Raw genomic sequence first — 10,488 nt, forward strand, 5'->3', positions numbered from 1 at the left:
TTAAACCTAGAGTTTGCTAATATATGTTACAAAGTACCTGTATATAAAAGGGGCTTGCTGAAAATTTGGATAAAAAAAGAAATAGTAACTGATAATGATTAAGCTCAGCCATGTGAATTCCGTGCGAATTTTGACTTTTGACGATGATATAAACTAGATATTTGCTGTTTATTTAAGCGGTTCAAATAAACAAAAAATAAAACTAATCAAAAATCACGTTAAATAAGATATGAATGAGCTTTTACTCTGACTGATAAAGGGGCAAAAATGAGCTAGAATAATTATCGGCATTCATATGCACAAAAAATAATTAGTTCACTGTTATTATTGGTTTGCTTTTAGTTTTAAATTACCGAATATCGTTCAATTTCTTTCGTTTTTATTTATTCACTATTTATTAATAATAATTCATTACCACTGATGAGAAATTTATTTTAACAAAACAAACAATAAATGATCTTTATTGCATCATTTTTTATCAACCGTAATCGAACAAAGTTCAGCTTAAAATTTAATATTCCGAAAGTGTTATTTCCACTTATCGCTTTTTAGCATAAATTACTCACTATTAGTTACTTTGAAATTTTTGTCATTTCTAATGATGAATGATTCAAATGCTAAGGAAGTAAATATTTACCTCCCTAGTTTTAGTTAAGGAATGTTGGATGAAATTTAGTCGAAAAAAAATAAGTACATTCATTGGTTCGATAATGGCGGTTTCGGCTTTATTGACTTGTGGCTCGGCTTTCGCCGCTAATAATGTGGCGAGGCCAGATCTAGATTGGCATGTGTTAGATGGTGTTAAAGTAAATAGCACTGCGTCTTTATGTCCGCAATCAACAGTAAAAGTGTGCAACAACAACATTCTAGATGCGCTATACGCTGATAATAACTTTATGCCGTATTGGTTAAACCCAGCCCTTGTTAGTGCGATCATGCCGCAATTACAAGCGTTGGCAGATTCCAACACATTGCCCGGTATGAAGCAGCGTATACAAGAGTTGAAGAAATTAGAGACAAGGCGAGATGAGCGTGGCTTTGATTTACTATTAACGGATACCTATTTGGTTTACGTGGATTATGTGCACCAGTTAATGCAAGATCCTCGACCGCTATACAATTCGCAGCCAGTAAAATTAACGTCTTTGTCGTTAACAATGGCTCAGCAATATTTCCCATTAACGGTTCAAAAAATCAATTCTCTTATTCCTTCTTCGCAGTTTGTTCCAACAATGGGGGTGATTAACCATTTATTAAGCTTGCCAGCTAATCCACTGGATTCAAGTGACGTTCACTTTGGTAAGGTTATTACCATCGGTGAGGCGATCCCTTATGGTGACAAAGTTGCAACAGTGCTTTGGAATTTGGGGTATTTAACTCAGCCTCAGTATCAACAAATTGTTGCTCAAGCAAAAATTACAAATAGTGGTGTGATAAACCAAGCAATTAAAGCTTTTGAAGGAAACTATGGCTTGAAAGCGGACGGTATTATAGGGCCTGACGTTGTGAGTCAATTAACACGCCCATATACCAGTTTGGTACGTCTTGCTGCATTAAACTTACAACGTGAGCGTTTTGCCCAATTAGAAGGGGATGGCCCGCAAATTATTGTGAACATTCCTGATTACAAAATGACGCTATACGATAATCAAAAGCCAGTCTTTGAATCGAAAATTATTGATGGGATGCCAAAACGCCCAACCAATTTGTTCCAGTCATACATTAATACGGTAGTGATTAACCCTTACTGGTATGTGCCTGAAACCATTAAAGTGCAGAATACGATCCCATCGGCTAAAGCAAACCCTAATTTCTTAGCGAATAATCGTATGGATGTGATTAATAGCTGGAGTGATCGCTCTGTTGTGCCACCAAGTTCAATTGACTGGGCAACGGTAAACCCAAAAACATTTACTCATGAGTTTCGTCAAGATCCTGGCCCTGAAAATGCGTTAGGTCGGGTCGCATTTTTGATGCCTGATTCATTCTCTGTGTATATGCACGATGAATCTCAATCAGAGTACCCATTGTTTAAACGTCGTCATCGCGACTTAAGCTCTGGCTGTATGCGTGTACAACAACCACGTAAAATGGCGACACTTATTTTGTCTTATCAAAATATGCCGAATTTGCCTTCTGTCGACGATATGATTAATACCAACAATCACCGCGAGATTGGCTTAAATACGCATGTGAATCTTGATGTGGCTTACTTAACTGCTTGGGTAACACCGAATGGTCAGTTAGCGATGCGCCCTGATATATACGGTTACGATAACCCTCGTGCTAAACCGATTCAGAATCAATTTATTTCGATCCCAAATTACCGCACTCATCAACGTATGACACTGGCATTGAATGGGCAAAGTAGCTAATTCGAAAGAAGGTTTTAGTTTCGTAGAATAAAACGCTTATTTAGCGTATGAAAAAGGCTAAGTGAAATACACTTAGCCTTTGCTGTATTTAATCAGGCAATATTTATACGCTGCCTGTTAATAAATGAAATGCTGACGGATGAATGGGGAGGGATACCAATTTTCCGATTAGTACTTACTGATTGATTTTTAGTCTATACGAGTAATAAAGGTTTGCTCGTCATCTACAAAAGCCACAAAGCCACCGTGATAGATAAACACACGACCGCGTCCTTCAACTAGGCAGGCAAGTTGTGGGTTCAAACCTTCTTCGTTATCTTTGCTTTGAAACGTACCTGTATCGGTGATAACACCGCTAAGTGAAGGCAAATATCCATAAGTACGCTTGGCTTGATCAATCAGGCTCAATTCGCTGGTGGTAGAGAAGCAATAAGGTATCTTACCGGCTTCTTCGATAAACATAGTTTTGAATTCTTCAAAAGCTGTAATCACCAGCCAGTCGATGTCGTTAACGTGATGAATAAACATAGAGTTTCCCGGTAATTCTGATGTGCATATTCTATCACTATCAGTGGCAGAGTGTAGTAGAGATTTCGTTGCTAAAAGCGCTAATTCTGTGCCATTTATAGACATTCACCAAGTCCACTTGAGACACTTTTTTCCAACAAAAAGCCAGCATATTTGCTAACTCATCATTGTCCAATCGTGATTTATTCGCCCCATATTAAGTCTAAAACCATACTAATCTTATGGTAGAAAAATATATTACGGTGGGTATATTGCTTGAAAACGAGTTACTGATATAAAACATTGATAATTACAAGTTGAGTAGCAGCTTCCACTTGTAAAGTGAGATGAAAATGAAAGATATAAAAGGTGTTTTTCGAAACCTTGAAAACATGCTGAGAAATGCGAGTTGGTTCGATGACGACTGGGAGATATACAACCGCGGCAACTATCTCCAACTCTACAAGGAAAATTGGTTTAATTATCGACAAGGTGGTGTCCACTTTGAGACCTATATTGAAGCGCCTCAAATCAAGCAAAAGGCGTTTCTCGTATGCATGCATGCCGAAGAAGATTGTCCTGCGCAATCTGAATTTATTCGCCAATTTAAACAGCTTGAACGAGAACGAATTAATAGCTGGAAGGGGTACAAAATTTCCGAGTCTAGCTACGGCGTATGCCAGCGCACCCTGCAATTGAACTTTAAAAACCTCGAACAGCGAATTTATGAAGAGTTTAATAGACTTAGGACATTGGAAGCGAGTATCGATCAAGTGTTGCTCGATCTCTAACACGCTTAACTCAGCAACAAGCTGAAGGATTAGACTATGAAGAAACGCAAAAGTCCGTGTATCGATTTGTGTGATTTCTCTAGCCAAAAAGGCTGGTGCAGAGGATGCGGCAGAACTCGGCAAGAGTGTAGCCAGTGGAACTCGATGAAGCCCTATGCTGTTAATGCGTTACAAAAAGAGCTGCGCAAGAGGCTCTCTCAAATGAAGAATTAAGAGCTCAGAGATTCACTTGGTTGGGTAGTTTTCTAATGCCTAATATATTAATTTGATTTGTGAATATTAAAACTTTCTGAGTTGATCTAAATAGGGCAAATTTTACTGGGAGTAAAGATGACATTATCAAAGAATGAAAAGGTAGATAATTCGGCATCGCTGGTACTTAGTGAAGAAAAAGTGCCTACAGGGGCAACTGAAACAACGCCAGTCATCATTTACGGTAAGCGTCGTATCAAAGATGATATGTTAGAAGAGTTTAAGATCCAGTATCAAGCGTTTTCCAAGTCTGTCTACGAGAGTAATCCAGACGTTAAGGCTCTCTTTGCATTTCCAGATAAAGAAGACCCATTAGTTTACTGGCATGTTATCTGGGTTAAGAGTGCAGATGCTTTCGCTAACGATTGGGGGCGACCAAGTGAGAGTGAGCCGTTATGGGCCACTTATAAAAGTACAACAGAAGATCCTGATACATTGATTGTGTATGGCGGTTGGGATAAGGACACGCTTGATAAGACTCAGAATATTCAAGGTGTGCGTTACGATTTTAAGAAATGCATGGCTGGTTTTATTAAAGCAGATGGTGGGGGAGAAGCGGGCCCTGCATTATTTGGATTTACAATGCGCTATGTTAAACCTAACCAGATGAAAGAGTTGGGGACTTCTTTTCAGACAGTATGTAATTTATGGTATGAAAAAATCCCAGGTATCTTGATGGCCGCAGCATTTCCAGACGAAAATACCCCTAACTTAGTCCATGACTTAAGACTTTTTGCCAACCATAGTGCATTTTTGGCACATGTAGATAAATCAGATAAAGAGTTAACGGAAGCGATGGGGATTTGGTTTGAAAATTACGACACAAGTATCCCATTCTCAGGTCAGCTCTATGCCGCCAGCACGAAAGATGATGCCCTGCATACAAGTTCTATCAAGCCCAGTTCAACGCCGCGAGCCCAGCTTGAAACGTTCCATTTTGGGGAGTCTGGCATGTTGGGTCAGATGCCAGATATGACGAGAAACGACTAGTGAACAATCAATTCTACTTAGTTGATTAGTCTAAATAATTTATATCCAACACCGAGCTAGCTTTCATAGCTAGCTCAGAAATGTCCCGATATAGTTTAGGACAAAAAATCATTCATATCGTATTAACGTGATTTTTGATTAGTTTTATTTACTGTGTATATAAACAGTTTAATAACCCGTGGTGATTTTATCGCATGAGTTCTATTTTTAATAAGAAATATCTTTTGTTAAAAACGGAAGTAAAGTTATAACTAATTGAAAATTAATCAATTTAATGTTGTGTAAATAAGACTGGTTAAATATATTTCTTACTTTTCACATCCTCACATAAAGCATTAAATGTAAAAAAATGCTATCAACTTCATGATATATAAAGATTATATCGAGTATGATAAAGGTATTTTGTGAGTATATTTTTGCGCGAAAGTAAGAATGCTTATTAATACACTGTTATGAATTGGTCGTGATGATGGTAATGATAATTGTATCTCTTGTGCTTGCGGGAGTAATTGGAGTTTTACTGCACAAGGTTCCAAAAGAGAAAAAAACGCTATCTTGGGCAATTTCAAGTCTAATACTAATACTATCAATTGCTGTGTCAGCATCAGGTATTTCAGACCCTCATTTATTATTCTCTTCATACATCAAAATAGATGATTGCTACAGCAATCAGTTCAACTTAGTTGAGGTTAGACGGAGTAAATCAAGAACCACATTTAAGGTGCTTGAAGGAGAAAAACCAAAAAGCATTGAACTTGAAGGTGGTTTGGGCTACTGGGTCGGTAGTGAGCCTGATAGAGGACATTGGAGTGGTGAAAATATAACAATCACTCAATGTCCTTATTGGGGGTACGGAGTACTATCAAACATGGTTGCGAAAATCTCCATAAATGATGAGGTGATTTTTACCTATCGCAGTAAAAATGATTATTTAGAATTGCAGCGTTTCAACCGCTTCTTCGGTTTTGTTTTACTTCCTATCTCTCTGTTATTGTTCATTATTTTACAAGTTTACGTAATGCGAAGAACAATTCATAACAAATAAATCAATGTTATATGATCAGGACTTTTAATGACACTTTTAGCTAATACTCCAAAGCCACCTTACTATGCTGTTATTTTTACTTCAGTTCGTACTGAGGACGATAATGGCTATGAAGAAACTGCAAATAGGATGATTGAGCTTGCTGAACAGCAACAAGGGTATTTAGGTGTAGAATCAGCAAGAGAATATGTAGGTATTACAGTTTCTTACTGGGCTGATTTGGAGTCTATTAAAAACTGGAAAGCTAATACTGAGCATCAAGAGGCTCAAAAAACCGGTCGTAAGTTATGGTATGAGTCATTTAAGGTTCGTATTTCAAAAGTTGAACTAGACTATGGTTTTTAACAAGGTTTTGATTAATTGACAAAAAACAGTTAGCTTTTGTTCACTGCTCTCATTATTTTTTGCCAGGGAACATACTGTGCGTTACTACTAATACTCATGTTCGACACAATAAATACTGGCCACAACGTTAAGTGACTTTTTATACCTGCCGTTATTCATGATGTACTCATTTTTTTTCCGAAAATGATTCTGTTGAACATGAGTTAGCTATTGTGGCTAGCTTATTTATCTGCCTCATCCTCTCATAAAGCGTTAGATGTAAAAAACGCCATCAACCTCATAATATATAGAGATTATATTGAATATGATGAAGGTATTTTATGAGTATATTTTTGTATAAAATTAAGAGTACTTATTAACATACTGTTATTTGCTTTGGTGGAAATGAATATGGAAATCACAATCAGGCGTATCGAAACAGAAAGCATTGAGGACAAAGGTATATTCGAGACTCTGTTCAGAGAGTATCTATCTGGATTTTCAGTTGAACACGATCGCTCAATAATTGCTCAGCTATTTATGTTGCCTTATTTTCACGGATTTATCAGTTTTGTCGACAATAAGCCTGCTGCTTTTGCGGTTTGCTTTGAATCGTTCTCAACTTATCGTGCGCAAAGAGTGATGAATATCCATGATTTTATGGTGTCGGACAACTTTCGTGGTAAAGGTGTTGGTAAGGCACAACTGAATGGTATTGAACAGTATTGTCGTGATAATGATTACCTCAAAATTACATTAGAGGTCGGTGATGATAATGTTACAGCTAAAAAGCTCTATAGATCATTGGACTACGAAGATTACAGAGTAGTTTTGGAAGGGCAGCAACATTGGCAAAAGTACCTCAATTAGCACGCATATAACAGATAAGAATATATGCCGCGCAGCCGACACCTGTCCGAAGTGTTGGACAAGTCTAAGCTACCGTATATAAGTAAATATTGCGAATATCATGAAGAGGGATACTGAAAAATCGAGAATCGGATTATCCTTACTTTATAACCTTAAAACTACTTTGCTGGTGGACAGTTGGTATGAGTGATTATGAAGTTAAAATATAAGCCGCCTAATTTGGCGGCTTATATTGTTTTTTATATTAACCCTGATTACTCATAAATTGTGGCATGCCATCTTCATATTTTATGTGGCTTTCAAGTCGTTCGCCTTTACGAGTTAGTGCATTTTTGTTAATTAGGTTTTGCAAGTCATACTTGCTGAATATCTCTGTTGCGAGCGTTATTGGTAGTGAGCCTCTGAAATCAAGGATTAGGCTATTTTGCATAACACGATCAAGTTCTTTCATTTTTATTCTTGAAACAGAATCATCAAGTTTAGCACTTAGTTTACCTTCAACATTACCCTGAGCCAGATCGCTACTTAAGCTTAGCTCTTTAATGTTTGTGTCTCCTAAGTTTACGTATAGGTTTTCAAACCAACGATCAAAGCTTTGGTTTTGATTAATGGTGGCAGGATCACTAAGCTTCTCGGTAATTGAATTCCAAGATCTGTAATCAATGCCATCCAATATAGCTTTAATTTGCAGGTTATTGGCGTGAGGGATGCCATCTCTCTGCATATTCTTAGGGAATTTAGCTTCTCCAACTTTAAGTGCAGTATCTAAATTTAGAAGATCGTGATTTACTTGGTAGTTTGTGTTTAGAGAGGCATTCTTAAAAGTTACACCGTCATTGCGATCAATAATTACTAACTTGCCTAATGTTATTGAGCTTTTTCCATTGAGATAACGATCAGCACTACTTGTACTTTCTGGGTTTATGTTGTCGTTAGAAACAATACTTAGATCAGAAAGGGTGACTTTGTCTTTTCGGCTAAAGAAATCAAGATATTTCAGTGAAATATCTACTGATTCATGATTGTTTTTTAAGGTGTATTTAAAAATAATTGGGGCCATATAGAATTCACCGCTTTTCGACATGTCTGCCGTTTTAACGATGATGTCTTCATTCTCCGATTTTAACACCATTGGCAATATAAACTGATTATGTTCATTAGTGATAGAGTATGGTTTGCCATCATGAGTGAATTTTATACCTGAATTAAGCAATTCATCAGAAATCTCTTGCCCTGCTTCACCAGAGACTGCAAAAGATGTATCTGTTGTTACTTTTAGCGGGTTGGTGGAGTTCACTTCTGTGCTAGCTATTAAAAATAATGGTTCGTCATGAAATCCAGCATCATCACCAAGGAACTGATTCATATTAATGCGGTACTTGGTAAAAGCTTCACCGCCAAGCATACCAAAATCAGTCTTTTTAGATATTATTGTTATGCCATCAAACTCTGTAGGTAGAAAGTTCGTAGCCTTTTCATAAGCGGTAGCTACTTTTTGGGAGGTAACATAGTAGGCTCCTGCGCAACCACCAATAGCTGCGATAATAAGCGCCAATGTAGCCTTTGACTTGTTCATGTTTTTCACAGTCCTGTAATTGAATTATAATATTATCTTACTGAATTAAATGACTATAACTAAAAATTCCCAGCGCGTAAATGCGTATTTTTGCTTCTAAGTTTTGGTTTAAATAATAATAAAAACGAGTATGTAAATCTCAATTTTTATAATAAAAGTGATTTGGATACTTTTAATATTATGGTTAATAATTCCTCTGCAATACTTTGTTGTAGAGCTAATTTATAGCGATTCATTATGCTATAAATTATCGAATGTTATTTTTGAATAGAGAAGTAAGCTATGAGTAGAAAAAGGCCGTCAGTAAAAGACCTTTTAGAAAGATTAACAAGTTATACAGCACACTTTGATGAACAAGCGGTTATAAGTAAAAAAGATTGGTTGTCTTATTTGGAAAATATGGATGAAGCGGACAGCGATTTTCTAGTTGAACGAGTCGATGTTTTTGATTCTTCGCGATTTGAATTTTGGGAAGATGACAAGATTAAGAACTAGTGCAAAAAAAAGAAAACTCTCTAGAAATTGATATTGTTAATCTTTGAATCTGAAGTGGATAAGGTAATTTGACAACTAGGTTGGCAATTTCCGAGCACTTCAGAGCATTTGTTTTTTGTAGTAAAAGTCATGTTTCATCTCTGAGCTAGTTTCTCTGCTAACTCATAATTGCCCTAAATTTGTTAGATCAAATACTCATCCATATCGTATTAACATGGTTTCGAATTCTTAGTTTTACTAGCTTGGAAATATGAGGCAGCAATTTCATTTCGTTAATGCCTTACATTGAGATTTTTCTAAGTTAAATTAAGTATTGATAAATCCAGGCACTAGAGCCCGAATAGAGTCAACATTCTCCAGTTCGTGCCTATTCATTAACTGCAAGTTGAAGGCATGCGGCGGCAAAGAAGCATCAGGAGTGCAGTCAACATTAAGATCATTTAATACGAAACCTGCTAACGCTTCGTTGGTTGTAATGTTTCGCACGTATTGTCCCTCCATCCCAAGATCAATGGCTAAGTCATTTCTATTTTCATGCTTAGAGTGCGGTGCAACACTTAGGACGACATCACGGTTCCAAAGAGCATCGTCCTCTATAGTCTTGTCGTATAAGCTGTCGGTTTGCTCAGCCTTAAGAATTCGACTGATTCTAAAGCACAGGAATTTACGTCTTTTACTGTCCCAAGCACGAATGTGCCAAGCTCCAAGTCCTTTAAATAGAGAATGAGGAGTCAGGGTTCTATTCTCGGTGCTAGTTGAGGAACTGTATAGGACAGAGATACTTTGTTTGTTCAGGATCGACCTTGTGACTTGAGAGACGATATCAATTGATAGTGAATCCAAAACTGTTGCGAAGCTGCTTACACCATAAGTTGTTACGGGAATTGAGTTCAACTCTTGGCCCCATGCGATTAACCTCAGAGCAGCTTCTGGGTCATGCTCAAAGGCTGGGCTAAACGATGCTGACCTTATATATGCTCGCAGGCTTTCGTTGAAAACCGTGTTTTCAGAAAAACGTTCTTTGTAAGCGTTAAAAGAACGGCTTGCTGTAGCAACGGCAATATCACCGTGCTGAATAAGGTCGGAGCGATTCACTTTCCCAAAGAAGCTGAGATAGAAATCAATAAGCCTTAGTCGTTTGGTTTGCGGAGATTCGACACAACGCACAATGATTGCCCTTATCAAAATGAACTGTACTAATTTACTCTAACGAATCATTTGATTCCAATGTAATATGATACTAGTTGATTCTTTGACCGCTAG

11 protein-coding genes are annotated in these 10,488 nt (G+C 37.2%); 8 read left to right on the forward strand and 3 right to left on the reverse strand.

All coding sequences use genetic code 11. The features are described 5' to 3' along the window. The first annotated feature begins 665 nt into the window (after nt 1-665). Nucleotides 666-2,375: a L,D-transpeptidase family protein gene (locus BTO08_RS18420; protein ID WP_105062053.1), complete on the forward strand. Its 1,710-nt coding sequence runs from the start codon at nt 666-668 to the stop codon at nt 2,373-2,375. A 189-nt stretch (nt 2,376-2,564) separates the two neighbouring features. On the opposite strand, the gene BTO08_RS18425 is transcribed toward BTO08_RS18420, so the two are convergent. Then, a complete protein-coding gene (locus tag BTO08_RS18425; RefSeq protein WP_105062054.1) occupies nt 2,565-2,903 on the reverse strand; it encodes a cytosolic protein in 339 nt (112 codons plus the stop codon). A gap of 332 nt (nt 2,904-3,235) precedes the next feature. On the opposite strand from BTO08_RS18425, the gene BTO08_RS18430 reads away from it, so the two are divergent. From BTO08_RS18430 to BTO08_RS18455, 6 genes are all read left to right on the forward strand, one after another. Beyond that, on the forward strand, nt 3,236-3,673 hold the full coding sequence (locus BTO08_RS18430) for a hypothetical protein (protein ID WP_105062055.1): 438 nt from the start codon (nt 3,236-3,238) through the stop codon (nt 3,671-3,673). 36 nt (nt 3,674-3,709) lie between these two features. After that, a complete protein-coding gene (locus BTO08_RS18435) occupies nt 3,710-3,886 on the forward strand; it encodes a DUF1289 domain-containing protein (protein ID WP_045084243.1) in 177 nt (58 codons plus the stop codon). A 117-nt stretch (nt 3,887-4,003) separates the two neighbouring features. After that, nucleotides 4,004-4,915 (forward strand): hypothetical protein, encoded by a 912-nt coding sequence (locus BTO08_RS18440; RefSeq protein WP_105062056.1) that lies wholly within the window; start codon nt 4,004-4,006, stop codon nt 4,913-4,915. 463 nt (nt 4,916-5,378) lie between these two features. Next, nucleotides 5,379-5,960, forward strand: coding sequence for a hypothetical protein (locus BTO08_RS18445; RefSeq protein ID WP_146108445.1), 582 nt, complete (start codon nt 5,379-5,381; stop codon nt 5,958-5,960). Nucleotides 5,961-5,987: 27 nt separating this feature from the next. Continuing rightward, a complete protein-coding gene (locus tag BTO08_RS18450) occupies nt 5,988-6,305 on the forward strand; it encodes an antibiotic biosynthesis monooxygenase family protein (RefSeq protein WP_105062058.1) in 318 nt (105 codons plus the stop codon). A gap of 390 nt (nt 6,306-6,695) precedes the next feature. Next, nucleotides 6,696-7,154 (forward strand): GNAT family N-acetyltransferase, encoded by a 459-nt coding sequence (locus BTO08_RS18455; RefSeq protein ID WP_198038502.1) that lies wholly within the window; start codon nt 6,696-6,698, stop codon nt 7,152-7,154. A gap of 244 nt (nt 7,155-7,398) precedes the next feature. Here the strand turns inward: BTO08_RS18455 and BTO08_RS18460 are convergent, their stop codons facing one another. Beyond that, the gene (locus tag BTO08_RS18460; protein ID WP_105062060.1) at nt 7,399-8,730 is read right to left on the reverse strand and encodes a DUF945 family protein; all 1,332 of its coding nucleotides are present in this window, start codon (nt 8,728-8,730) and stop codon (nt 7,399-7,401) included. A gap of 282 nt (nt 8,731-9,012) precedes the next feature. Between BTO08_RS18460 and BTO08_RS18465 the strand changes: the two genes are divergently transcribed. Further along, nucleotides 9,013-9,225 carry a hypothetical protein gene (locus BTO08_RS18465; RefSeq protein ID WP_242446301.1) on the forward strand — a complete coding sequence of 71 codons (213 nt, stop codon included), beginning with the start codon at nt 9,013-9,015 and terminating at the stop codon, nt 9,223-9,225. A gap of 306 nt (nt 9,226-9,531) precedes the next feature. Here the strand turns inward: BTO08_RS18465 and BTO08_RS18470 are convergent, their stop codons facing one another. Beyond that, nucleotides 9,532-10,392, reverse strand: coding sequence for a WYL domain-containing protein (locus BTO08_RS18470; protein ID WP_105062061.1), 861 nt, complete (start codon nt 10,390-10,392; stop codon nt 9,532-9,534). Nucleotides 10,393-10,488 lie beyond the last annotated feature (96 nt).

The sequence above is a fragment of the Photobacterium angustum genome (assembly GCF_002954615.1).
In the GTDB taxonomy this organism is placed as follows: domain Bacteria; phylum Pseudomonadota; class Gammaproteobacteria; order Enterobacterales; family Vibrionaceae; genus Photobacterium; species Photobacterium angustum_A.

What these genes read in the sequence shown, in the direction of transcription:
- BTO08_RS18420 (WP_105062053.1), top strand. Translation starts at nt 666, where the DNA reads ATGAAATTTAGTCGAAAAAAAATAAGTACATTCATTGGTTCGATAATG.
- BTO08_RS18425 (WP_105062054.1), bottom strand. Translation starts at nt 2,903, where the DNA reads ATGTTTATTCATCACGTTAACGACATCGACTGGCTGGTGATTACAGCT.
- BTO08_RS18430 (WP_105062055.1), top strand. Translation starts at nt 3,236, where the DNA reads ATGAAAGATATAAAAGGTGTTTTTCGAAACCTTGAAAACATGCTGAGA.
- BTO08_RS18435 (WP_045084243.1), top strand. Translation starts at nt 3,710, where the DNA reads ATGAAGAAACGCAAAAGTCCGTGTATCGATTTGTGTGATTTCTCTAGC.
- BTO08_RS18440 (WP_105062056.1), top strand. Translation starts at nt 4,004, where the DNA reads ATGACATTATCAAAGAATGAAAAGGTAGATAATTCGGCATCGCTGGTA.
- BTO08_RS18450 (WP_105062058.1), top strand. Translation starts at nt 5,988, where the DNA reads ATGACACTTTTAGCTAATACTCCAAAGCCACCTTACTATGCTGTTATT.
- BTO08_RS18455 (WP_198038502.1), top strand. Translation starts at nt 6,696, where the DNA reads ATGGAAATCACAATCAGGCGTATCGAAACAGAAAGCATTGAGGACAAA.
- BTO08_RS18460 (WP_105062060.1), bottom strand. Translation starts at nt 8,730, where the DNA reads ATGAACAAGTCAAAGGCTACATTGGCGCTTATTATCGCAGCTATTGGT.
- BTO08_RS18465 (WP_242446301.1), top strand. Translation starts at nt 9,013, where the DNA reads ATGAGTAGAAAAAGGCCGTCAGTAAAAGACCTTTTAGAAAGATTAACA.